This is a genomic window from Vibrio sp. 1CM7H (assembly GCF_023161645.1).
In the GTDB taxonomy this organism is placed as follows: Bacteria; Pseudomonadota; Gammaproteobacteria; order Enterobacterales; family Vibrionaceae; genus Vibrio; species Vibrio diabolicus.
Genome location: NZ_JALNTV010000007.1, coordinates 154420 through 178101, shown reverse-complemented (window position 1 = coordinate 178101; position 23682 = coordinate 154420). Strand labels below are relative to the sequence as shown.

Below are 23682 nucleotides of genomic sequence, written 5' to 3'. Positions count from 1 at the left end.
CAGAAGTGAAACGAAATAGCGCCGATGGTAGTGTGGGGCTTCCCCATGTGAGAGTAGGACATCGCCAGGCTTTAAATTATGGACACTTGCTGATTACAAGCGAGTGATACCACTGCGGAGTGGTAGTTCAGTTGGTTAGAATACCGGCCTGTCACGCCGGGGGTCGCGGGTTCGAGTCCCGTCCACTCCGCCACTTATTTGAGAGTCGTCTCATTAAACACGAACTGCAGGGGTGTAGCTCCAATTGGCAGAGCAGCGGATTCCAAATCCGCGTGTTGGGAGTTCGAATCTCTCCACCCCTGCCATATATCAAGGCTCTGACTTAGGTCAGAGCCTTTTTCGTTTCTAACGAGTAGTTGTCGACATCTGAGACACATCGATCTTAAGAACATATTACATCGGTGACTTAAGCCATTCTATTTTCCCTTGCAATAGATTGCGTCACTAAGCTTCGGTGTATCGTTTTACCCTTTCTTACTTCTCTTCATACTCCCATTACTCTTCGTTAGTGAGCTAGTTGATTTACTACTTGATCTATATGACGTGTATAGAAAAGGTTAGTGGTTACATTGGCTTGGATGATTAGTGACTTGGTTCCTGTTATTATCATGAGTTAATGCTAATAATTAGGAAGTAAGTTTATGCCACATTTTCGATTCCGTGCTGTAGAGCCGCAAGCTGTTCAGGCACTATCAAAGCCTCTGACGGATGAACTTCAGCCTCTGATGGACGGTCCGCGTGAGGATTTTACTTTTGAGTATATCTACACTACGTTTTTCAATGAGGGCGAGGTGAGTGCTGCATATCCTTTTGTCGAAGTGCTTTGGTTTGATCGTGGTCAGGAAGTACAAGATAAAGTTGCTAAGCTTATTACACAGCAAGTTCGTGGTATTGCTGGTGCGGATATTGATGTTGCAGTTATCTTTTCAGCTTTATCCCCTAAAGCTTATTACGATAATGGCGAACACTACTAAAGGCTAAAAGCTATGAAGCTGAGTTTCATTGTATCTTTGGGTTTATGTTTCTCAGCTTCTGTATACTCTACTCCTTGGGAGTCTGTTGCTAACCCTACCCGAAACTCTTCTTCCTCTATTGGTAGTTATGCCAACGGTTGTTTGGATGGCGCATTACCTTTGCCTCTTGATGGCGTTGGTTATCAAGTTTTACGCAGTAAAACGAAACGCTACTATGGGCACCCTAAAACGATAGAGTTTATTGAAAACCTAGCGCTTCAAGCTCATCAAAATCTCAACACAACGCTGCTTATAGGTGACCTTTCTTTACCACGAGGAGGAAGGTTTTCTTCTGGCCATTCTAGTCACCAAACTGGGTTAGATATTGATATCTGGTTAAGACTCGCTGACCAACCGCTTTCTTATAACGAATTACAACTCCCTAAGCCAATGAGTGTGGTGGACTTAAAAGGGTATTCCATACTTAACCATCGCTGGGAAGATAGGCACTTTAGGCTGATTCGATATGCTGCACAGAGTGAGGATGTTGCACGAATTTTTGTACATCCTGTCATTAAGGAGCAGCTTTGCTCGCAAGAAGAAGGCAAAGAACGTTCTTGGTTACGTAAAGTTCGCCCTTGGTGGGGGCATCATTACCACTTCCACGTCAGGTTATCTTGTCCTGAGTCGAGTGGCTATTGTGTTGAACAAGCTCTGCCTCCCGCTGGTGATGGTTGTGGGGTAGAGCTTGCTAGTTGGGGACCGAAAGTTAAGCCTATCGATAAGCCGCCGTCTGCGAAAGTTATTGCTAAGCCCAAGCGAAAAAAAGCGATTCCACCGCAATGCCAATCACTTATCTCTACTAACTAGAGTGGCTCTACAGGTTTATATTCCCTTACGTATCTCTTTTATGAAACTGGAGAAACATCATACTTTTGTCTACAGTGAATAATACCAATACAAAAACTAACCTAATTAGTTTTGGTGACATAATATAGAAATCTAAATTAAACAAAGAGTTGTAGTATAGATAAGTCGTAACTTCTCTGTTTAGAAAGATCTTTCGTCACGATACTTTGGTTTCTTAGCAATATGTCTGTCAGTTGGCTAGCGAAGCAATAACAAGGCAGACAAGTGTGTGAGGCGGGAATGGATACTTCTCCTGCTAGAAGAGTAAATCAAGGATAAAACCATGACTATGATTTGTGCAAAAGAATTTGCAGAGTGGTTAAGACACAGATTTAGCAGTGAAACAAAAGGGGTCTTATTGACTCGGGTTGATGTAAACCATCTGACAGGACGTCAGCGTCTTGATCCCGGTTTTGTTAATGATGTGCATTACGAGCTGATGCAATATGGAATGGCTTTCGTTACGGATACGAGCCGAGAAAACTTTTATCTTGTACCGGTTTCCCAAGCTGAAAATTGGCGAGATCGGTTAGAGTCTCATTTTGAAAAAGAGTTGTTTTGTAATATCTATCCTATTGAAAAGTCGGGTTAAAAAAAGGTTCAACTTTGTCTCCAAAGTTGAACCTACTTGTTCTTATGCTAACCCTTGAATAATCACGAATTTCTCCAGTAACTGCTCTTCTGTCTCTACATGATCCGGGTCTGTGATAATGCATTTTGTAATCGGGCACACTGACTGACAGGTCGGCTTTTCGTAATGTCCCTTACACTCTGTACATAGAGCAGGGTCAATTTCGAAAATGCTTTCTCCCATGCTGATTGCCCCATTGGGGCATTCGGGATCACACATGTCGCAGTTAATGCATTTGTCAGTAATGAGCAAAGCCATGATTACTTACCAGTCGGGTTACGGGTGTCCTGCCCTGAGTTTAAGTTACGCATCAATAGACCGTATTCTAAATCTAGATCTGCTGGTACTGGAATGAAGACGAAGTGACCATTCCCTTTGGCATCCTCAATAGACTCTGACTTACGGTTTTCCATCGCTTCTAGCGTGAAAACAACATTACCTTTTGGCGTCATTAGCTCAAGACTATCACCGACAAGGAATTTATTTTTCACTTCTACTTCAGCCATATCGCCACGACGTTTACCAGTGAACTCACCGACAAACTGTTGAGCATCAGAGACTGAGTAGCCGTAATCGTAATTCTGGTAGGTGTCGTGAGTATGACGACGTAGGAAGCCTTCGGTATAGCCACGGTGAGCTAGGCTCTCTAGTGTACCCATTAGGCTTTCATCAAATGGTCGGCCTGCTACAGCGTCATCAATTGCTTTACGATAAACTTGAGCGGTACGTGCGCAGTAGTAGAACGATTTAGTACGACCTTCAATTTTCAATGAGTGAACACCCATCTTAGTTAAGCGTTCAACGTGCTGAACCGCTCGTAGGTCTTTAGAGTTCATGATGTAAGTACCATGCTCATCTTCGTAAGCCGCCATTTTTTCTTCTGGACGGTGTGCTTCAGAAAGTAGAACGACTTCATCTGTTGGTTTGCCGCGACCAATTGTGGTTTCAGGACGCTCGTCTTGTACTTCGACAGGCTGTGCTTCCGTCGGGTCGAATTTCTCTACGATGTCACCAGCGTCGTTTTCTTTACCCTCTTCAACTTTGTATTCCCAACGGCACGCGTTAGTGCAAGTGCCTTGGTTAGGATCACGTTTGTTGATGTAACCAGAAAGTAGGCAACGACCAGAATAAGCCATACATAATGCACCGTGAACGAATACTTCAAGTTCAGTTTCAGGACAATGCTCACGAATTTCTTCGATTTCTTCTAAAGATAGTTCGCGAGAAACGATCACTCGCTCCACGCCATTCGCTGCCCAGAACTTAACAGTCGCCCAGTTTACAGCGTTTGCTTGTACAGAAAGGTGAATTGGCATTTCTGGGAAAGCTTCACGAACCATCATGATTAGGCCTGGATCTGACATGATCAATGCGTCAGGACCCATTTCTACGATTGGTTTAAGATCACGGATGAAGGTTTTTAGCTTCGAGTTGTGTGGTTGAATGTTACATACCACATAAAGCTTTTTGCCTAGAGCATGTGCTTCATCGATACCGATTTTTAGGTTTTCGTGGTTAAACTCATTGTTACGTACGCGGAGGCTGTAGCGAGGTTGGCCAGCGTAAACTGCATCTGCGCCGTAGGCGAATGCGTAACGCATGTTTTTCAGGCTTCCCGCAGGAGACAGTAGCTCAGGTACGAATGCTTTCTCAGTTGTCATTGCTCAATTCTCTTTTATCTGATCACAAGTCAGGCCAATTCCACCTAATGGAAATGGGGCGCAAATTTTACGTCAAAATGTGAACTGTGACTAGGGTAATTGTGCTTCAGATAGAAAAACGCCCTCAAAAAAAGTGAGGGCGTTATGGTTAACCTTTATACAGTATTAAGCGTTGGGATTTGGTAAGCCGCCTAGCGCATCGTATAGGTTGGGTAGGAAAGCACTAAACTCCCCACACATCAGAGAGAAGTCTGCATCAAATCGAGCTGCTTGATCTTCACGTGGAATATCGTCATTTTGATCTTTCAATTCATCAGAGAATTTTAGACGCTTAATACCCGCATCTTCTGTCATGATGAATTCAATACGATCTTGCCAATTAAGTGCAAGCTTCGTTACGACTTTATCTGCTGCGATGTGGTTGCGGATTTCATCTGTGGTCAGCTCTTGCTTCTTACAACGAATCACGCCACCTTCTTCAAGCACGGATTTTAGCTCAGCTTCGTCCATCATGGTGATACCTTGAGGTGTGTCGCCCGTTTTCACCCACTCGGTTAGCGTTGTTTCAATCGCTACTTCTGGAATGGCAGGAACAACAGGTAAACTACCCATGGTTTTACGAAGTAGTGCTAATACGTCTTCCGCTTTTTTGTAGCTGCTTGCGTCAACAAGGATGAACCCTTCTTTTGGCATGATGAGCACGTGAGTGTGGCTGCTGCGGCTAAATGCGCGAGGCAGTAAATCCATTACGATGTCATCTTTCAGGTTGTCTTTCTCTTTCTTCTTCAGAGGACGACCTTCTTGCGCTTCCATTGCTTCTACTTTTGCATTCAATGACTCTTTGATCACTGAGGCAGGTAGCATTTTCTCTTCTTTCTTGGCGCAAATCAGAATGCGGTTTTCTGACACGTGAGTCATCATGTCGCCATGTCTACCCATTGCACTGACCCAGCCAAATTTCTGTTTATCTTGACTGCCACATGGGGTGAATCGGAATTCAGACAGTTGAGTTTCTAGTTGTTCGGCGTTGAAAGTAACCTCGCGGTTAACGCGGTATACCAGACAGTTTTTAAACCACATAAATCTTCTCTAGGCTTGATGACAAGGGACTAATCATAGGGAATTTTTGTGCTGGTGTCTTAATAGAAATGAAAAATATCCGAATGAACCTCAAAAGAAAGTTATATGAAAATTTGTTTTCAAAGGTCACAAAAGTGTCATAATTGGTAGTGATAATGCTTATGCATAGAGAGGCGCTTTGTCTCTTAAATTCATTAGCTCAACGAACATAAGGTTACTCAATTATGTCTAGAAGGATTCTGGTTGTTGAAGACGAAGCTCCTATTCGCGAAATGCTGTGCTTCGTACTTGAGCAGAAAGGTTACCAAGCGGTAGAAGCGGAAGATTACGATACTGCAGTAACCAAACTGGCTGAACCCTTCCCTGATTTAGTTTTACTGGATTGGATGTTACCAGGCGGCAGCGGCATTAACTTCATCAAGCATATGAAGCGAGAGGAATTAACGCGCAACATTCCAGTTGTGATGCTTACCGCTCGTGGTGAAGAAGAAGATAAAGTGCGCGGTTTAGAAGTCGGTGCGGATGACTACATTACTAAGCCATTTTCTCCTAAAGAGTTGGTTGCCCGTTTAAAAGCGGTGATTCGTCGTGTAACCCCGACCGCACTGGAAGACGTAATTGATGTGCAGGGATTGAAGCTTGATCCTGTATCACACCGTGTCACGGCTAATGATGCACCATTAGATATGGGCCCAACAGAGTTTAAAATGCTGCATTTTTTCATGACGCATCAAGAGCGTGTGTATAGCCGTGAGCAGCTATTAAACAATGTTTGGGGTACTAACGTGTATGTTGAAGATCGTACGGTCGATGTTCATATTCGCCGCCTGCGTAAAGCATTGGAAGCCGCAGGTCATGATAAGCTGATCCAAACTGTTCGTGGTGCTGGATACCGCTTCTCGACAAAAGCATAAATTAACACGCAGCTTATCGGTACCATTTCTGGAGTTATGAGTGGTTGAAAGATTAACGTGGAAAAAGCTGGCCTGGGAGCTGGCTTTTTTTTACACCCCATGGGTGATAGTAGGTTGGATATTCGGTTATATGCCGTGGTTGCTTTTGGCAGCTACGGCATTGCAGCTTGTGTGGCATTTGCATAACCAAGTACGTTTATCTTCTTGGTTATGGGATGAAAAGCGCCTCACGCCACCGTCTGGTAGCGGTAACTGGGAATCTTTGTTCAATGGCTTGTATCGCTTACAGCAGCGCCAACGTCGTAAACGCAAAGAGCTTACTAATCTCATTCGCCGATTCAGAAATGGTGCGGAATCGTTACCCGATGCCGTCGTGGTGTTCCGTGCTGAAGGCAATATCGTTTGGTGTAACAAACTGGCTCAACACTTATTGGGTTTCCATTGGCCGGAAGACTCTGGTCAACCTATCTCCAACCTCATCCGTACGCCTGACTTTATCAAGTACCTCAACAAGAAAGACTTCTCTGAGCCATTGGAAATGCGTTCACCACTCAATGTCGAACGCATGCTAGAACTACGTATCGTACCGTATACCGAAGGTGAACATTTGATGGTGGTGCGTGATGTTAGCCAGTTAAAACAACTTGAGGGAATGCGCCGTAATTTCTTTGCTAACGTTTCTCATGAACTGCGTACACCAATGACGGTGCTACAAGGTTATTTAGAGATGACAGAAGACCCTGACATGGTTGTGGGCCCAATGTGGAGCAAAGCGCATGGCGTCATGACGGAGCAGCTCAACCGCATGAACAGTTTGGTGAACCAATTACTGACGCTATCTAAAATTGAAGCGGCACCTATGCATGAGCTTGAAGAAGTCGTGAATGTACCTGCGATGCTTGAAGTGTTAGAAAAAGAGGCGGTTAGCCTTAGTGGAGACAACCAACATAAATTGAAATTTGATGTTGATGCTAGCCTACGCGTACTGGGCGATGATGACCAGTTACGCAGTGCTATCTCCAACCTTGTTTATAATGCTGTCAAATACACACCACCTGGTGCAAACATTAATGTTCGTTGGTTCCAGACATCTCAAGGCGCATGCTTAGAGGTGGAGGATAGTGGTGATGGTATAGAACCTCAGCACCTCCATCGACTTACTGAGCGTTTTTATCGCGTCGATAAAGCAAGATCACGCGATACCGGAGGGAGTGGGTTAGGGTTGGCTATTGTGAAACATGCGCTGAGTCACCATGACTCTCATTTAGAAATTCACAGTGAAGTAGGTGTGGGCAGTAAGTTTTCTTTCGTATTGCCTGAGCGTTTGGTGGTGAAATAATGGCGTTACGATTGGCAAAAACATTTAGTTTATTCGCGCTTGTTTGTTCCTGTATGGCTGCCGCTCAAGATAAACCATTGCCGAGTTATCATAAAACGACGGGGATTGTCGGGAATTTGCTCTCTGTTGGATCCGATACACTTGCGGGTATGACAACGCTTTGGGTTGAAGAGTTTAAATCCATTTACCCGAATATTAATGCGCAAGTCCAAGCGTCTGGCTCTTCCACGGCGCCCCCTGCATTGACCGAACAAACAGCTCAGTTTGGTCCCATGAGTCGCCCGATGCGTTTAAGAGAGGTCGAAGCGTTTGAACGTGAACATGGTTACAAGCCAACGGCGCTTAGGGTTGCGATCGATGCTATCGGTATTTTTGTCCATCAAGACAATCCAATTCAAGGGCTCAGCTTTAGTCAGTTAGATGCTTTGTTTTCTGCAACACTGCGCTGTGGTGAAAGTCAATTTGTCACAAACTGGCAGCAACTCGGTCTTGAATCACAGTGGGCAAAGCGAAACGTACAGTTGTTTGGTCGTAACTCCGTTTCTGGAACTTATGGTTACTTCAAAAGCAATGCCTTGTGTGGCGGCGATTTCAAGACCCGAGTAAACGAGCAGCCAGGCTCCGCGTCAGTTGTGCAAGCTGTAGCGTCAACCATCAGTGGAATTGGTTATTCCGGTGTCGGTTATCGAGTGGCAGGTGTACGCTTAGTTCCTGTGGCAAAAATGGGAAATGACTATGTGACGCCAACGCGAGAACATATTGTTAGTGGTAAGTACCCACTATCACGTTACTTATATGTATATGTGAATAAGCACCCGGATTACCCATTAACACCAATAGAAGCCGAGTTTATTCGCTTTATTTTCTCCGCTCAGGGGCAAGCGTTGGTTGAGAAAGATGGCTATGTGCCCATTACAGCAGATTTTGCAGAAGAAGAATTAAAAAAAGTCGGCCTATAAGCCGACTTTTTGTTTAGGCGTGAACAGTGCGAGATCAGAAAGTGAGTGTCCACTTCGCGCTGCTCCATCGTTCTTGTTCTTCCTGTAAATCAGCATGAAGCAATTTGTTGTTTTCTAGCCATGCTTTATCTGTGCACGTAAGAATCCATTCATCATTTTTGATGGATAAAGTGATGTCAGGCAATGGATCTTCGTTACGCTGTCCATTTAATACGATAGAAAGTCGTAATATTTTGATGAGGCTTATCACGTCACTTTGTTTGTAGAGGTTGAAAACTGGCAGTTCTTGCAGTTTAAGTGCTTTGCGTTGGAAGCGGGCTAATGTTGCGAGCACTAATTGCTGTTCACGGTTGAAGCCTTGAAGAGTGGAATGCAACAGAATATAGAAAGAGTGGCGATGGAAGCTACGTAAGTTGATACTTAATCCGACTTCATGAAGCAATGCTGCCCATTCTAGTAAGTCAAATAACTCACTCTTTTTCTTAATGCCTAGTTCAGAGCGCACCTGACATAACATCTCACGTGCATGGCCTTTAACACGAGCAGCATGTTCTAAGTCAACCCGGTGTTTGTTGGCTAAATTTTCTGTTGTGCGCATACGTATATCGGAGCGCGCAAAACGCTCTTCCATTTCGTACAACAGACCTTCGCGCAGAGCACCATCGGAGAAAAACATCTGCTCAATGCGAAGCGCTTTGAAAATCGCGGACAAAATCGCCACGCCTGCCGCGAATACGGGCTTACGTTCTTCTGTTAAACCTGTCAGTTCAATCTCTTCAATTGAATCAAAATTACACAGAGTTTCAATAAGCGTGTCCAGTCTCTTCGCGGTGATCAGGCCATCTTCAAAACCTAATCCTACTAGCACTTCTTGAATCGCTTTGATGGTTCCTGATGAGCCGAGAGCGATATCCCAGCCTTTTTTACGGTATGCTGAAGCGATGGACTCGAGTTTTTGCTCGGCGGCTAACATCGCTTTATTAAAGTTTTTCCCAGACAGTTTGCCGTTTTTAAAATATTGCTCTGTAAAGCTGACGCATCCCATCTGTTTACTGTTGAGAAGCTCAGGTTCAAACTCTTGTCCAATGATCATTTCGGTACTGCCGCCGCCAATATCAACGACCAACTTGGAGTTTGACTCTACTTGAGTGTGAGCGACACCTAAGTATATCAGGCGGGCTTCTTCTTCCCCTGGGATGATTTCTATTGGGAAGGGCATCACTTCTTTCGCACGCTCAATGAATAGATGAGCATTTTTAGCGCGTCTTAGTGTGTGTGTCGCGGCGATACGCACATTCGACTCATCAAGCCCTTGCAGTCTCTCAGCGAACATGGCTAAGCACTCTAACGCACGTTCCATCGCGGAATGACTTAAGTTCAATTCACTGTCGAGTCCTGATGCTAAGCGAACACGCTGTTTATGACGGCTAACCAGTTGTAAGTCACTGCCTACAACCTTGGCCACCACCATGTGGAAACTGTTTGAGCCGAGGTCTATCGCGGCAATGTAGCGAGTATCTTGTTCAAGTATTTGAGGCATCTGAATTTTGTTTTCTAGTTTGCTTTTCTATATTTTTAAGATAGTCATAGATAGCGATTTGAGAACGAACTTTTTTGCGATTACCTCGTGGTACGTAAGCGTTGCTCATTTCCTTATCTATAAAACGAGCCTTTACTGTATCGGTAAAATGGATATTCGTTATATCAATAATTCTCTGTTTCAAACGTGGATCACGGACTGGCGCCGCCACCTCAATGCGGTGATCGATATTTCTTGTCATCCAGTCAGCAGAAGAGATATAGACTTGCGGATCGCCATCGTTATGGGTAATCACCACGCGTGGGTGTTCCAAAAAGCGGTCAACAATACTGATGATGCGAATATTGTCGCTGATCCCCTCAATGCCCGGTACTAATGAGCACATGCCTCGAATGATCATGTTTATTTTTACACCGGAAGTACTTGCTCCATATAGCTTATTGACGATGCCCTTATCGACTAGGTTATTGACCTTGATCGTAAGAGCGGCTTTCTTTCCTAGCTTGGCATTCGCAATTTCATTATCAATTAAGCGGTAGATTTGGGTTCGAGAATTACGTGGAGATACCATGAGGTGGTTGAACTTCACTGGGCGGTATGGATTCTCAATATAACCGAAGACATTACGAACTTCGTTAGTGATTTCTTGATCTGCGGTAAGGAGAGAGAAGTCGGTATAAATTCGTGCCGTCTTCTCATGGAAGTTGCCTGTGCCGATGTGCGCGTAGCGAATAATTTCTTCACCTTCACGGCGACTGATCATCAATAGCTTTGAGTGAATCTTAAGGCCAGGCGCTCCGAAGATGACGTGCACACCAGCTTCGGTCAACACTTTTGACCATTCGATATTGGCTTCTTCATCAAAGCGAGCCTGCAGCTCCACGACCACTGTGACATTTTTTCCGTTGTGCACCGCATCAATTAATGAGTTCATCAAGCGAGAATCTTTCGCGACGCGATAAATGTTAATCTTGATACTAAGTACTTTTGGATCGAAGGAGGCCTGGCGTACCAACTCACTAATGTGGTCAAAAGTGTGGTAGGGGTAATAGAGTAGAATATCTTTCGCTTTAATCGCATCAAAGCTGTTAGCGTAACCTTCGAAATCGGCGCATTTCATTGGTGGAAGCGGTTTATTTTCAAGGTACTCTCGCCCAACATTTGGAAACGCAATGAAGTCTTTAAAATTGTGATAGCGGCCGCCGGGGATAAGGTTATCGTAATTAGAGATATTGAGCTTGTTACAAAGAAACTCTAGCATTTGGGGCGGCATATCACGTTCGTAGACGAAGCGAACGGGCTTTGCTGTCAGTCGCTGATTGACACCTTCAGACATTTGTTCGAGCAAGCTGTATTCGATTTCGTTGCGTAAATCGTATTCGGCGTCACGCGTCATTTTCATCGCATAGCCGCTAAGCTCATCATAATCAAAAAAGCCTTTGAATAGCTCATCCAAACAGTGGCGGATAATATTATCAAGTAAGATGATGGTTTTTCGACGCTTTCCTTTCTGTTCTGGTACCATCACAAAGCGGGGAAGGTGATCGGTCGGAATTTCGATCAGAGCGTATTGGTAATGCTCTTCTTTACGTAGCTCTACGGCGATGTAAGCGTACTCGTCTTTGAGAAATTGCAGAACATCGATCTCATCTTTCATTAGCAGAGGGGTGATATGCGGCATGACCTCTCTACGGAAGTATTTCGCGATCCACTTTTGCTGCGATTCATCCAGTTGTTGCTCGTTGACCAAGAAAATGCGACGTCGCGCCATTTCTCGAATCAATTCGCTGTAAAGCTCATCAAATTGTTCGTTAAGCTTGAGTGCTTTCGACTGCATTTTGGTTAACAGTCGTTTAGGGCTATCGCTGCCACCGCGCTCTTGGCTGATTAGGATTCTGCGCTTCACGTCCGCAAAGCGTACTTTGTAAAATTCATCTAAATTGTTGGAAAAAATCCCAAGAAAGCGAATACGTTCGATCAAAGGGACGGTTTTATCGGCAGCTTCTTGTAATACTCGTTCGTTGAAAGACAACCAACTAAGTTCTTTTTCTATATATAGTTTTTCTGCGCTCATAACCTTACCTAGCCAAAAGTGAAGTAATACGTACTCATCTTGGAAAAATGGATGAGTGAGAACATTATGAGATTTTCATTACAGATTTATTTCATACCACGCATTGCATAAGAGTTGTATTCTTTTCAGGTGTTTAATGTGATCTGTAATATAATTGTCATCTTAACGACATATTCTAGTACTAAGTCAAAAAAGGTAGAGATTTAAATGGCACAAGCCGAGTTTTCATTGCAGGAAAAAGATAAGAAACGACTGATAAAAGATCGTTTAGTTCGACTTGCAGTGACATCCGGTGGTGTCGGCGTACTCGCGGCGCTTATTTTGATCTTTGTCTACCTCGCCATGGTGATCATTCCGCTTTTTTCTGATGCGGAGATCAAAACCAACCAAGCCATTCGAGCCACTCATATTGAAACACCACTGGCGATTTCAGTGGATGATTACGCTCAGCTTGCGTTCGTTCTAACCCAAAGTGGTGAGATTCAATATTTGTCGATGGACGATCCTACGAAACCTACGGTGTATAAACAGCAAATCGTCCAGGAACCCGTCGCTTTCTCTCAATCTGCTCCTGGGCTAGGTTGGTATGGATTTGTTGATGGGCAGGGTAAAGCTAACCTTTTCAAGCCAGAATTTAATGCCACGTTGAGAGAAAATACACGTCCTCCGGAAGTGATTGAGCTAGACACCAGCATGGATCTGACGCTGAGTACGCCTCAAGATCCTGTGACTCAGTTTGTGTTTGCAGCTTCGACGCCCTTACCAACGGTTGTTTGGCAGACGCAAAGCGGTGAAGTGAAAGCTCGCTGGCAAGTGGCTTCGTCTCTGGGTACGCCTCCTACAACGCTCGATTTTACGTTCTCTTCAGGCTTTGATACGCCTCAGCAAATGTTGTTGACACCTGATGGTGAAACGCTTTATTTGCGCGATGGCTCTGAGTTGATCGTGTTAAAGAAAACCGCACGTAAATTTGCTGTGCGAGAGGTGGTCGATCTCACTCAAGGTGATAAGAAGCACTCCGTTCGTACGATAGACTTATTGGCTGGTGCTTACTCGCTTTTGGTGACGCACAACGATGGTCGGGTGTCGCAATGGTTTGATACGCTGCAAGAAGAGAGACGCACGTTAACGCATATTCGTGATTTTAAATTGGCATCAGAGCTTAAGTATTTGTTGCCGGATTCTCATCGCAAAGGATTTTATAGCTTTTACACCAACGGCACGTTGCAAAGCCATTATACAACCAGTGAAAAACTGGTGTTGTTTAAGCGTGCGTACAATCAAGCGCCCGCAATCGCAGCAATGTCTAACAATGAACGCTACTTAATCACTTGGCAAAATAATGAGTTAAATGTTGCGGAAGTGGACAATGCCTATCCGGAAATTTCCTTGTCCTCATTATGGCAAGAAGTGTGGTACGAAGGGTATCCTGAGCCTGAATTTGTGTGGCAATCGACTTCGGCGAGCGATAACTTTGAGGCTAAGTTCAGCCTAGTACCTATTGCGTTCGGGACGATAAAAGCGGCAATGTTTGCGATGCTGTTTTCAGTGCCGCTCGCAGTGCTAGGTGCTATTTATACGGCTTACTTTATGTCGCCACGTATGCGTCGTGTCGTAAAACCGTCGATCGAGCTAATGGAAGCTCTGCCGACGGTGATCATTGGTTTCCTCGCGGGGCTGTGGTTCGCGCCTATTGTCGAAGATCACCTGATTACGATCGTCGTTATGCTGTTTGTTTTGCCCTTGAGCACCATGATCATGGGCGGGCTATGGGCATTAATACCGCAACCTTTGCGGAATCGTCTGCCTAATGGTTGGCATGCTTTAGTGCTCATGCCTGTCATATTGGTACTGATTGGGCTTGGAGTGTGGATTTCGCCTACGATTGAGCAGACGTTCTTTGGTGGCGATATGCGCTTATTCTTAACCGAGCATGGTATTGGTTACGATCAACGCAATGCATTGGTGGTGGGGTTAGCGATGGGGTTTGCTGTTATCCCGACGATTTTTACCATTGCCGAAGATGCCATTTTCTCTGTACCGAAGCATTTATCGGATGGCTCTTTGGCATTAGGGGCCACGCCTTGGCAAACTTTAATCTATGTTGTCTTGCTTACTGCAAGCCCAGGTATTTTTTCTGCCATTATGATGGGCCTAGGACGCGCTGTTGGCGAAACCATGATTGTGTTAATGGCAACGGGCAATACGCCATTAATGGATTGGAATATTTTGGAAGGATTGCGCAGCCTGTCGGCGACCATCGCCGTTGAGTTACCAGAGTCGGAAGTTGGAAGTTCGCATTATCGCCTGCTGTTCCTAGCTGCATTGATTTTATTTGTGTTTACGTTTGCAGTAAACGCGCTTGCGGAGTGGGTTCGTCAGAGACTGAGAGATAAGTATCGTGCGTTGTAATAATGGTTTGAATAAAGAGCGAGTAATAACGTGTTAAATTGGATTCGTTCTGGCGCACCGTGGATATGGCTAACAGGCGGTGCAGTCAGCATCAGTTTGTTGTCGGTATTAGGGTTGTTACTCCTTATCGGCTGGAAAGGCCTGACTTACTTTTGGCCAGCGCCCTTGTATCAGTGGAATGTTGCAGCGCTGACTCCTGTACAAGGCGAAGTGCTACATGAAAATACTATTCTGATTGGTCAAGTGTATGAGCGCAGCTTTGTACCGAAGAGTTATTTGCCTGAAAGCGCAGCACAACAGTTAGAAGACGATGAAGATTTTGCCACGCGACTCAGTATCAAAATCGCTAACCGAGAGTTGTATCCCGCCGATTTTATCTCCGTATTGCAAATGCAGTTGGATGAGCCCACGACGCCAGAAGAGTGGGCGGTGATAGAGCGCAGTAGCGGTGGTTATTTCTTTGGTAAGCTGGTGGCGTTTCAAGATGGCGATAATATATACACCAGTGATATTCAATCGGTACTAAATAAAAAGCTTGATGATGCAGAAACTCTGCGCCATGAGATTGATTCTTTGGTGGTCGATCAGCTTAAAGAGCTTGGTTGGAAGCTAGAGCAGTTGCGATTAGAAAAGCGCAAGCATGAATTGAATGACACGCTGACAGAAAGCTTCTTAAAGGAAAATCAGACGAAAAAAGAGCAGATAGAGAAAGCGCTTGAGACGTTAGATTTGCAACTTGATGGTTTACGACTTCAGCTCTCTGACTATGCCTTGATTGTCGAGGATATGACCGGGTCACAAGTATCGATTCCGCTCGAAGATATTTTGGACTACTGGTATCCAAACCAAATGTCACTGCCTGATAAAGTCATGCATTGGGGAAAACAGGTTTGGAAGTTTTTATCTGAAGATCCAAGAGAGTCAAACTCCGAAGGAGGCGTGTTCCCTGCGATATTTGGTACGGTTTTCTTAGTACTCATTATGTCGATCATTGTGATGCCACTTGGGGTGATCGCCGCTATCTATCTACATGAATATGCTAAGAATAACGCTCTAACCAGAGTTATTCGTATTGCAGTTATAAACCTAGCGGGTGTTCCATCGATTGTTTATGGCGTGTTTGGTTTAGGCTTCTTCGTTTATACGATAGGTGCCTCTATCGACAACGTATTCTATGCGGAGAAGCTACCGGCACCAACCTTTGGTACGCCGGGGTTGTTATGGTCTGCACTAACTCTTGCCGTGCTGACGCTTCCAGTTGTGATTGTGACGACTGAAGAAGGTTTAACTCGTATTCCGAGCTCCGTACGACATGGTTCTCTGGCGCTTGGTGCAACTCAGTTCGAAACACTATGGCGTGTGGTTTTACCTATGGCGACGCCAGCTATTATCACAGGTTTGATCCTTGCGATTGCGCGTGCAGCTGGCGAAGTAGCGCCACTGATGCTGGTGGGGGTCGTGAAATTGGCATCCAGTTTACCGGTTGACGGGCAATTCCCTTATGTGCATTTAGATAGAAAGTTCATGCATTTAGGTTTTCACATTTACGATGTTGGCTTTCAAACCTCCAACATCGAAGCGGCGCGACCATTAGTTTATGCCACCTCTTTCTTACTCGTGACAGTGATTGTCGGGCTAAACTTAACAGCAATCAGTATTCGCAATAATTTACGAGAAAAATACAGAACGTTAGGACAAGATTAAGTATGTTTAATTTTGATAGTACATTAGGTTATGAGCCACCATTGGACGTTCATAATTTAACGGATGAACAAACAGCAATCTCAATCGAGAACCTTAATCTGTTCTATGGTCAAACTCAGGCGCTGCATGATATTTCGATGCGAATTCCCAAAGGGCGAGTCACCGCTTTTATCGGTCCTTCAGGGTGTGGAAAGTCGACGTTATTACGTTGCATCAATCGCATGAACGACTTAGTGGAAGGGTGTCGAGTCACAGGTAAAGTCCGTCTACATGGCAAGAATGTTTATCATCCCAATGTCGATGTTGCGACACTTCGACGCCGAGTGGGGATGGTGTTTCAAAGACCCAATCCATTTCCTAAGTCTATTTATGAAAATGTAGTTTATGGCTTACGCTTACAAGGTGTAAAAAACAGCCGCAGTTTAGATGACGCAGTGGAGCGATCCTTGCGCTCGGCGGCGTTGTGGGATGAGGTAAAAGACCGCTTGCATGAGAACGCATTTGGTTTATCTGGTGGTCAGCAACAGCGCTTGGTCATTGCGCGCGCGGTGGCGATTGAGCCGGAAGTCCTGTTATTGGATGAGCCGACATCAGCGTTGGATCCTATCTCAACTTTAACTATTGAAGAGCTTATCAATGAGCTTAAGACTCAATATACTGTTGTTATCGTTACCCATAACATGCAGCAAGCGGCGCGAGTGAGTGATCACACCGCATTCATTCATATGGGTAAGTTAATTGAATACTCTGACGCGGACTCGATCTTCACCTCGCCAATGAAGAAACAGACCGAAGATTACATTACGGGTCGATACGGTTAAGTCGCGACTCTATACGGAATAAGGAACATCATGCACTTTGGACGTCATATTTCAGGACAATTTAACGTAGAGCTAGAATCGATTCGTACTCATGTATTAACCATGGGTGGCTTGGTAGAACAGCAGCTTTCGTATGCTATTCAAGCCTTGCATAAAGAAGACATCGAACTGGCGCGTAAGGTTGTGCGTGACGATCATAAAGTGAATGCGATGGAAGTCTCGATCGATGACGCCTGCACACGCATTATTGCTAAGCGTCAGCCAACGGCAAAAGACTTACGCTTAATCATGGCTATCATCAAAACGATCACTGATTTAGAACGTATCGGTGACGTGGCGACACGTATTGCTTACGTTGCCATTGAAAGCCCATCATCAAAAGAACGACAATTCCAAGTGTCGTTAGAGCCTCTCTGCCGTCAGGCTATTAATATGCTGCATCAGGTTTTAGATGCGTTTGCCCGCATGGATGTAGAAGCGGCAGCAGAGGTGCACAAACAAGATGACAAGCTAGACGCCGAATATGAAGCGGTAATTCGTCAGTTGATGACCTACATGATGGAAGATCCAAAAAATATCCCCAACATTCTGCAAGTGATGTGGTCGGCACGCGCGATTGAGCGTGTTGGTGACCGCTGCCAGAACATCTGTGAATACATTATTTACTTCGTGAAAGGGAAAGATGTACGCCATCTAGGTGATCAAAGTATTGATGACGTACTGAAGTAACTGATTTCAACAAATAGACCAGCTTTTAGTCTGGTCTATTTATTAGGGAGAGGGAAAGCACGTCAATATTTATCAGGAACGAAGGTCTGGTCATCAATGGGCGCTCTGACGTAACCTTCTTTATTGAGTTCAGGTAATTCGATGGGTGAGTACTCAAGTGCTTTGTAATCAATCTGGCTAAGTAAATGGCTGATACAGTTCAAGCGCGCTTTCTTTTTATCATCAGAAGGGACGACCCACCAAGGGCAGTTTTTCGTGTCTGTATAGGCAAACATCTTATCTTTTGCCTCCGAATACTCCGCCCAGCGGTAACGTGACTCCAAATCCATTGGGCTGAATTTCCAACGTTTGATCTGCGTATTAATTCGACCTAGAAAACGTTTTTCCTGCTCTTCGTCTGAAACCGAAAACCAATACTTAATCAGAATAATCCCAGAGCGTTGCAACATTCTTTCGAATTCAGGACAAGAGCGTAAAAACTCTTCGTATTCGTCTGGAGTACAGAACCCCATGACTTTTTCGACACCTGCTCGGTTATACCAACTTCGGTCAAATAAAACGATTTCACCAGCAGATGGCAAATGAGCGACGTAACGTTGGAAGTACCATTGCGTTTTTTCTTTTTCTGTCGGTGCAGGTAGAGCGACCACGCGACAAACACGCGGGTTTAGCTTTTCTGTGATGCGTTTAATCACCCCGCCTTTGCCCGCAGCATCACGGCCTTCAAACAGAACCACCACTTTTAACCCTTTGTGTTTGACCCACTCTTGAAGTTTTACGAGCTCAACTTGCAGGTTTTTGAGCTCCTTTTCGTATTCCTTTTTCTTCAATTTAGACATACACCTTTCCTCACTCCTTGATAAACAATATGTTAGCACTCAAAAGCTATGCGTGTGAGGTTACGGTGGTCTATTTGAGAGCTGCTACGACATCGGTAATGGCTTGTGTACTTGTGATGGGGATTAAGAAATCATCGACATCAGTTGCGCCCATTTTGCTTTGTTCAGCAACAAAGTTCATTTTACTAGGTCGAGTCGTTTTGCCTGACAGATGGATTTCAGGAACTTGAGTGTCTTCTACTAATGCACGTACGTTACTTGCATTAACGCCAGCACCCGCCATGATTGCAATGCGTCCTTGGGCTTGTTCAACAAGAGATTTAAGTGCTTTCTGGCCTGCTGGCGCAGAAGGTGCTAGCCCTGAAGTGAGAATGCGTTCGCAGCCCAAACTGATGACCTCTTCCAATGCTGATTGAGCGTTTCTACATTGATCAAAAGCACGATGGAACGTTACGCCCAGCCCTAATTCCTGTGCGAATTCGCACAGTGCTGTTGCAAAGGGCATGTGGATATCCCCCTCTTGAGTGAGTACACCTAAAACCACACCATCCAAGCCCGATTGGTGAGCCGCTTCAATATCCCAACGCATCATTTCGATCTCTTCTTCACTGTAGAAGAAGTCACCTTGGCGCGGGCGAATCATGGCATAAATAGGAATAGTCGAAATCCTAGCGGCTTGCTGCATAAAGCCATAACTGGGTGTTAGCCCGCCTAAAGCCAAAGAGGAGCAAAGCTCAATCCGAGTGGCGCCGCCAGCAATGGCGTAGTGCAGAGATTCAATATTATCGATACAGACTTCTAGGTGAGTAACCACGTTCATTCATCCTGCTAACGTTACAAATAAGTGTTGTGGCTAAGATATTAACAGGGCCAGTAAGCAGAATCTGTATGGAGGGCATGAGAAATAGAGGTAAAGTTTACGCTACAGCGTTACCTCATTTTGGCGGTTTATCTGAAGGTAAAAGAAAGCCCAGAGCATTTGCTCTGGGCTTTGATAGGACTTTACTTAGACTGATTGGCGTTTGCGGTTTTCCGCATTAGCTTTTTGCTTTATATACATCCAACCATCACACCCGTTGAGCTAGGGTGAAGGTCTATTATTTTTTGCCTAGGTCAGCTGCGTGCTCAGATAGGAACGCTGCAACACCTTTTGGAGATGCGTCCATACCTGCTTTACCTTCTTCCCATTGTGCAGGACATACTTCGCCATGCTTCTGGTGGAAGTTAAGAGCGTCAACCATGCGTAGCATTTCGTCGATGTTACGGCCTAGAGGTAGGTCGTTAACTACTTGGTGACGTACAACGCCTTCTTCGTCGATTAGGAAAGAACCACGGAAAGCAACGCCTGCTTCTGGGTGCTCAACGTCGTAAGCTTTACAGATTTCGTGCTTAACGTCAGCAACTAGTGGGTACTTAACTTGACCGATACCGCCATCTTCGATAGCAGTGTTACGCCATGCGTTGTGAGAGAACTGAGAATCGATAGAAACACCGATTACTTCAACACCTTTAGCTTGGAAATCAGCTAGACGGTTGTCGAATGCGATTAGCTCAGATGGGCAAACGAAAGTGAAATCTAGTGGGTAGAAGAATACTACTGCTTTCTTACCTTTAGTGAACTCTGCAAAGTTGAAGTTTTCAACGATTTCACCGTTACCTAGAACAGCTGCTGCAGTAAAATCAGGGGCTTGACGACCTACTAGTACCATTTTTTTGCTCCTAAAAAGTATGGTTAGTTCCAAACCGAATTCAGTTGTGTCGGTTTGGTCCGTGTTTGTACGAGACAAACTATAGTACAGATTGTAGTATTGAAAAAAGCGAAATAAATAGATTGAGTTAATCGAAAAAAACGATAATAGCAAAACTCTTAACTCGATCACTGGAACGGCGGTAGATACAAATACAATTATGAATAAATGGCCCAGTTTGAAGCAGTTGCACTACTTAGTCACACTGCATGAAACAAGACATTTTAGTGACGCTGCAGAGCGTTGTTTTGTTAGTCAGTCGACTTTAAGTAAAGGTATTCAAAACTTAGAGGAATTGATTGGTTGTCCATTGTATGAAAAGAAAGACAAGAAAAGTCCACTGGTTTTTACCCAAACAGGAGAAGTGGTAGTAAAGCAGGGGCGAGAGCTGTTAGCAAAAGGGCAAGATTTGGTCGAGCTTGGACGTATGTGCCAAGGCGACGATATGCAAGGCCAGCTAAAAGTGGGATGTATACCAACAATTGCTCCGTTTTTACTGTGTGATTTGGTGCAAGAGGTTAACTACCGTTTCCCACAACTGAATCTTTTATTAAGAGAAGACACGACAACAAACTTACTTCAAGCGCTTAGACACGGTGAGTTGGATGTACTCATTTTAGCGTTGCCAGTTGAAATTGACGGTATGGAAAGTCGAGTGGTGGGTAAGGATCCGTTTCGAATGGTTATTAGTGCGAATCAAGCCCAATCGGTGCCTGTGCCGATTCGTTACGCAGATTTACCTGACGAATCCGTCTTTTTATTAGAGAAAGAGCATTGTTTAACGGAACACGCGGTATCTGCGTGTAAATTAACAGATAAAGAAAAAATCAATCCGTTTACAGCAACCAGCCTTCATACTTTGGTGCAAATGGTTGCGAATGGTTTGGGAACGACGTTCATTCCTCAAATGGCTATCGACCACGGCCTGCTGCATAACCAGAATTTAGTCGTGATCGATCCCCCAGGAAAGCAAGCCTATCGTGAAATTGGCTTAGTTTGGCGTCCGAGTTCATCAAGAACGAAAACATTTAATCAGCTTGCAGAAGTCGTTTCCGAACTGCTTTAGCTATTAGTATTAGCCTCTACATCTCCATTATTTATCTAAAAGCGCACTGAAAACAGTGCGCTTTCTAGTATTTTATTCTGTTGGTGAACTTTGACTTGTAAAATTTTACAGCTCTTCTTTGATGAAGCTTTCATAAAATAGTGAAATTTCACAATGTTAATTTTACACAAAACCTTGTATGTCTTGTTTGACCCTTGTTTGAATCCACCTTGCCAGCCCTTGTGAATACAAGGTGTTTGTTTGCCAGTCTATATTCATACACTCGTTTGAAATGATAAATCGACCTTAAAATTAATGTAATTTAATTACGTAATAACTTACAAAAACAGGTGTTCGATAGGCGGTTTTTACCCTGCCGAATAAAACTTCGAATTTTCTGTTTTGTTTATCTTGGGGGTTTCGTTAAACCCTTTGTTGAGATAGCTTATTTAAAGGCCGATAAGACTTATGTCTAGATTGAAAATACACATAACATTACGCAATCTATCGACATGGCTAGACGAGTTGAACACAAAGTTAAAGGATGTAATTTGTTGTTCATAACTTACAAATGTAGCTTTACGCTGACTGCCCAAGATGGATAAAGCACGTTAAGGATGAATGATTATGCTTGCTCAGACAGAACAAAAAACACAACAACTAAAGCAAACCCAAGGCATGCTTGAGGTGAATGGAGTCGTTGCTCCAGAGCATCAAGCAATTTTCCCTGTTGAAGCCCAAACCTTTTTATCTCTACTGTGTGAAAAATTTGCCGGACGTGTTGAGCAGTTGCTGGAAGCACGAGAAGAGAAGCAAGCGCGTATCGATGCAGGTGAGCTGCCAGACTTTTTACCAGAGACACAAGACATCCGTGAAGGAAGCTGGAAGATCCTGGGAATCCCACAAGATCTGCAAGATCGCCGTGTGGAGATTACCGGACCAACTGATCGCAAGATGGTGATTAACGCACTGAATGCGAATGTGAAAGTGTTTATGGCAGACTTCGAAGATTCAATGTCTCCAGCATGGAGTAAAGTGCTGGATGGGCAAGTGAATTTACGCGATGCCGTGAATGGCACCATCAGTTACACCAACCCTGGCAATGGCAAGCATTATCAGCTGGAAGATGACCCAGCGGTGTTGATCTGCCGTGTTCGCGGCCTTCATTTAAAAGAAAAACACGTTACGTGGCACGGTCAGATCATTCCAGGTGCGCTATTTGATTTCGCTCTGTACTTCTATAACAACTACAAAGCGTTACTTCAAAAAGGCAGCGGCCCTTATTTCTACATTCCAAAACTGCAATCGCATCACGAAGCGAAGTGGTGGAGCGAAGTGTTCCATTTCACGGAAGACTATTTCGGTCTTGATACAGGCACCATCAAAGCGACTGTGCTGATTGAAACTTTACCAGCCGTATTCGAAATGGATGAGATTCTGTTCTCACTTAAAGAACACATCGTTGGTTTGAACTGTGGTCGCTGGGATTACATCTTTAGCTACATCAAAACCTTGAAGAAGCACCCTGAACGCGTACTGCCAGATCGCCAAGTGGTCACGATGGATAAGCCATTCTTGAACGCTTACTCGCGATTATTGGTGCGTACTTGTCATAAACGAGGTGCTTTCGCGATGGGAGGAATGGCCGCCTTTATCCCAGCGAAAGACCCGCAAGAGAATCAAAAAGTATTAGACAAGATCCAGACTGACAAATCGCTAGAAGCAAACAACGGTCACGACGGTACTTGGGTAGCTCATCCAGGTTTGGCTGACACCGCGATGGAAGTTTTTAGTGCTGTACTGGGCGAGCGCACCAATCAATTGGATGTGAGTCGTTCAGAGGATGCACCTATTACAGCGGCTGAACTACTCGAGCCTTGTGAAGGCGAGCGTACAGAAGCCGGAATGCGCCACAATATTCGCGTTGCGCTGCAATACATCGAAGCTTGGATCTCTGGCAACGGTTGTGTGCCGATTTACGGACTGATGGAAGACGCAGCAACGGCAGAAATCTCCCGAGCTTCGATCTGGCAATGGATTCAACACGGCAAGTCGCTAGATAACGGATTGAAGGTCACTAAGGATCTGTTCGAGCTCTATCTAAAAGAAGAGATTGAAGTCGTGAAACAAGAAATTGGCGAGCAGCGCTACCAAGCGGGTCGATTTGAAGAAGCGGCAGACTTGATGGCAAGGCTCACTACGAGCGATGAGCTGACCAACTTTTTAACAGTTCCTGGTTATGACTACCTGGATTAATAAAGAATAACTGTAACACCAATAACGTGAAGGATTTTCAAGGCAGATAGGGAAGTACTGCCTGAGAA

At 44.6% G+C, this 23682-nt stretch carries 20 protein-coding genes and 2 tRNA genes; 14 read left to right on the top strand and 8 right to left on the bottom strand.

The window, feature by feature from the left end:
- Positions 1-116: 116 nt before the first annotated feature.
- The 5 genes from MSG33_RS19970 (at position 117) to MSG33_RS19950 (ending at position 2454) form a co-directional block, all read left to right on the top strand.
- Positions 117-193 (top strand) — tRNA-Asp (locus MSG33_RS19970).
- Positions 194-228: 35 nt separating this feature from the next.
- Positions 229-305: transfer RNA gene (locus tag MSG33_RS19965), tRNA-Trp, on the top strand.
- A gap of 336 nt (positions 306-641) precedes the next feature.
- Positions 642-974, top strand: a complete 333-nt coding sequence (locus MSG33_RS19960) for a DUF1904 domain-containing protein (protein ID WP_248381844.1) — start codon at positions 642-644, stop codon at positions 972-974.
- Positions 975-986: 12 nt separating this feature from the next.
- Positions 987-1823, top strand: coding sequence for a penicillin-insensitive murein endopeptidase (mepA, locus tag MSG33_RS19955; protein WP_065646336.1), 837 nt, complete (start codon positions 987-989; stop codon positions 1821-1823).
- A 322-nt stretch (positions 1824-2145) separates the two neighbouring features.
- Positions 2146-2454 (top strand): hypothetical protein, encoded by a 309-nt coding sequence (locus MSG33_RS19950; RefSeq protein WP_005391608.1) that lies wholly within the window; start codon positions 2146-2148, stop codon positions 2452-2454.
- A 42-nt stretch (positions 2455-2496) separates the two neighbouring features.
- Here the strand turns inward: MSG33_RS19950 and MSG33_RS19945 are convergent, their stop codons facing one another.
- The 3 genes from MSG33_RS19945 to rdgC form a co-directional block, all read right to left on the bottom strand.
- The gene (locus MSG33_RS19945; RefSeq protein WP_031780214.1) at positions 2497-2751 is read right to left on the bottom strand and encodes a YfhL family 4Fe-4S dicluster ferredoxin; all 255 of its coding nucleotides are present in this window, start codon (positions 2749-2751) and stop codon (positions 2497-2499) included.
- Between the two features lie 2 nt (positions 2752-2753).
- Entirely contained in the window at positions 2754-4154 is a 1401-nt protein-coding gene (yegQ, locus tag MSG33_RS19940) for a tRNA 5-hydroxyuridine modification protein YegQ (RefSeq protein ID WP_025768851.1), read from the bottom strand.
- A gap of 165 nt (positions 4155-4319) precedes the next feature.
- Entirely contained in the window at positions 4320-5234 is a 915-nt protein-coding gene (gene rdgC / locus MSG33_RS19935; RefSeq protein WP_005391604.1) for a recombination-associated protein RdgC, read from the bottom strand.
- A 224-nt stretch (positions 5235-5458) separates the two neighbouring features.
- On the opposite strand from rdgC, the gene phoB reads away from it, so the two are divergent.
- From phoB to MSG33_RS19920, 3 genes are read left to right on the top strand one after another with little or no spacing between them, the layout of a single operon-like run.
- Positions 5459-6148 (top strand): phosphate regulon transcriptional regulator PhoB, encoded by a 690-nt coding sequence (gene phoB / locus MSG33_RS19930; RefSeq protein WP_005381752.1) that lies wholly within the window; start codon positions 5459-5461, stop codon positions 6146-6148.
- Positions 6149-6188: 40 nt separating this feature from the next.
- On the top strand, positions 6189-7487 hold the full coding sequence (gene phoR / locus MSG33_RS19925; protein WP_005383667.1) for a phosphate regulon sensor histidine kinase PhoR: 1299 nt from the start codon (positions 6189-6191) through the stop codon (positions 7485-7487).
- Positions 7487-8446, top strand: a complete 960-nt coding sequence (locus tag MSG33_RS19920) for a phosphate ABC transporter substrate-binding protein (protein ID WP_164666614.1) — start codon at positions 7487-7489, stop codon at positions 8444-8446. Before phoR ends, MSG33_RS19920 begins: the two co-directional genes overlap by 1 nt.
- A gap of 34 nt (positions 8447-8480) precedes the next feature.
- Here the strand turns inward: MSG33_RS19920 and ppx are convergent, their stop codons facing one another.
- Complete coding sequence (gene ppx, locus MSG33_RS19915; RefSeq protein ID WP_243327021.1) at positions 8481-9986, bottom strand: exopolyphosphatase; 1506 nt, start codon at positions 9984-9986, stop codon at positions 8481-8483.
- Positions 9970-12060, bottom strand: coding sequence for a polyphosphate kinase 1 (gene ppk1, locus MSG33_RS19910; protein ID WP_248381842.1), 2091 nt, complete (start codon positions 12058-12060; stop codon positions 9970-9972). Before ppk1 ends, ppx begins: the two co-directional genes overlap by 17 nt.
- A gap of 207 nt (positions 12061-12267) precedes the next feature.
- Between ppk1 and MSG33_RS19905 the strand changes: the two genes are divergently transcribed.
- The 4 genes from MSG33_RS19905 to phoU are packed head-to-tail and all read left to right on the top strand — an operon-like array spanning position 12268 to position 17726.
- Positions 12268-14472, top strand: coding sequence for an ABC transporter permease subunit (locus MSG33_RS19905; protein ID WP_248381840.1), 2205 nt, complete (start codon positions 12268-12270; stop codon positions 14470-14472).
- Between the two features lie 30 nt (positions 14473-14502).
- A complete protein-coding gene (gene pstA / locus MSG33_RS19900; protein ID WP_248381838.1) occupies positions 14503-16176 on the top strand; it encodes a phosphate ABC transporter permease PstA in 1674 nt (557 codons plus the stop codon).
- A 2-nt stretch (positions 16177-16178) separates the two neighbouring features.
- Positions 16179-16997 carry a phosphate ABC transporter ATP-binding protein PstB gene (gene pstB / locus MSG33_RS19895; protein ID WP_005381745.1) on the top strand — a complete coding sequence of 273 codons (819 nt, stop codon included), beginning with the start codon at positions 16179-16181 and terminating at the stop codon, positions 16995-16997.
- Between the two features lie 30 nt (positions 16998-17027).
- Positions 17028-17726, top strand: a complete 699-nt coding sequence (gene phoU / locus MSG33_RS19890; protein WP_005381744.1) for a phosphate signaling complex protein PhoU — start codon at positions 17028-17030, stop codon at positions 17724-17726.
- 62 nt (positions 17727-17788) lie between these two features.
- Here the strand turns inward: phoU and ppk2 are convergent, their stop codons facing one another.
- The 3 genes from ppk2 to MSG33_RS19875 form a co-directional block, all read right to left on the bottom strand.
- Positions 17789-18565, bottom strand: coding sequence for a polyphosphate kinase 2 (gene ppk2 / locus MSG33_RS19885; protein ID WP_248381836.1), 777 nt, complete (start codon positions 18563-18565; stop codon positions 17789-17791).
- Positions 18566-18635: 70 nt separating this feature from the next.
- On the bottom strand, positions 18636-19385 hold the full coding sequence (locus tag MSG33_RS19880) for a copper homeostasis protein CutC (RefSeq protein ID WP_170903118.1): 750 nt from the start codon (positions 19383-19385) through the stop codon (positions 18636-18638).
- A 277-nt stretch (positions 19386-19662) separates the two neighbouring features.
- Positions 19663-20274 carry a peroxiredoxin C gene (locus MSG33_RS19875; RefSeq protein ID WP_005381738.1) on the bottom strand — a complete coding sequence of 204 codons (612 nt, stop codon included), beginning with the start codon at positions 20272-20274 and terminating at the stop codon, positions 19663-19665.
- A 199-nt stretch (positions 20275-20473) separates the two neighbouring features.
- Between MSG33_RS19875 and MSG33_RS19870 the strand changes: the two genes are divergently transcribed.
- A complete protein-coding gene (locus MSG33_RS19870; RefSeq protein ID WP_248381834.1) occupies positions 20474-21379 on the top strand; it encodes a hydrogen peroxide-inducible genes activator in 906 nt (301 codons plus the stop codon).
- 606 nt (positions 21380-21985) lie between these two features.
- Positions 21986-23614, top strand: coding sequence for a malate synthase A (gene aceB / locus MSG33_RS19865; RefSeq protein ID WP_054868178.1), 1629 nt, complete (start codon positions 21986-21988; stop codon positions 23612-23614).
- Positions 23615-23682 lie beyond the last annotated feature (68 nt).

Excerpts from the sequence above, each read along its gene's own strand:
- MSG33_RS19960 (WP_248381844.1), top strand. The coding sequence starts at position 642 with ATGCCACATTTTCGATTCCGTGCTGTAGAGCCGCAAGCTGTTCAGGCA.
- yegQ (WP_025768851.1), bottom strand. The coding sequence starts at position 4,154 with ATGACAACTGAGAAAGCATTCGTACCTGAGCTACTGTCTCCTGCGGGA.
- mepA (WP_065646336.1), top strand. The coding sequence starts at position 987 with ATGAAGCTGAGTTTCATTGTATCTTTGGGTTTATGTTTCTCAGCTTCT.
- ppk2 (WP_248381836.1), bottom strand. The coding sequence starts at position 18,565 with ATGTCTAAATTGAAGAAAAAGGAATACGAAAAGGAGCTCAAAAACCTG.
- MSG33_RS19875 (WP_005381738.1), bottom strand. The coding sequence starts at position 20,274 with ATGGTACTAGTAGGTCGTCAAGCCCCTGATTTTACTGCAGCAGCTGTT.
- MSG33_RS19945 (WP_031780214.1), bottom strand. The coding sequence starts at position 2,751 with ATGGCTTTGCTCATTACTGACAAATGCATTAACTGCGACATGTGTGAT.
- ppx (WP_243327021.1), bottom strand. The coding sequence starts at position 9,986 with ATGCCTCAAATACTTGAACAAGATACTCGCTACATTGCCGCGATAGAC.
- rdgC (WP_005391604.1), bottom strand. The coding sequence starts at position 5,234 with ATGTGGTTTAAAAACTGTCTGGTATACCGCGTTAACCGCGAGGTTACT.
- phoU (WP_005381744.1), top strand. The coding sequence starts at position 17,028 with ATGCACTTTGGACGTCATATTTCAGGACAATTTAACGTAGAGCTAGAA.
- MSG33_RS19920 (WP_164666614.1), top strand. The coding sequence starts at position 7,487 with ATGGCGTTACGATTGGCAAAAACATTTAGTTTATTCGCGCTTGTTTGT.
- phoB (WP_005381752.1), top strand. The coding sequence starts at position 5,459 with ATGTCTAGAAGGATTCTGGTTGTTGAAGACGAAGCTCCTATTCGCGAA.
- MSG33_RS19880 (WP_170903118.1), bottom strand. The coding sequence starts at position 19,385 with ATGAACGTGGTTACTCACCTAGAAGTCTGTATCGATAATATTGAATCT.
- aceB (WP_054868178.1), top strand. The coding sequence starts at position 21,986 with ATGCTTGCTCAGACAGAACAAAAAACACAACAACTAAAGCAAACCCAA.
- pstB (WP_005381745.1), top strand. The coding sequence starts at position 16,179 with ATGTTTAATTTTGATAGTACATTAGGTTATGAGCCACCATTGGACGTT.
- MSG33_RS19870 (WP_248381834.1), top strand. The coding sequence starts at position 20,474 with ATGAATAAATGGCCCAGTTTGAAGCAGTTGCACTACTTAGTCACACTG.
- MSG33_RS19905 (WP_248381840.1), top strand. The coding sequence starts at position 12,268 with ATGGCACAAGCCGAGTTTTCATTGCAGGAAAAAGATAAGAAACGACTG.
- MSG33_RS19950 (WP_005391608.1), top strand. The coding sequence starts at position 2,146 with ATGACTATGATTTGTGCAAAAGAATTTGCAGAGTGGTTAAGACACAGA.
- ppk1 (WP_248381842.1), bottom strand. The coding sequence starts at position 12,060 with ATGAGCGCAGAAAAACTATATATAGAAAAAGAACTTAGTTGGTTGTCT.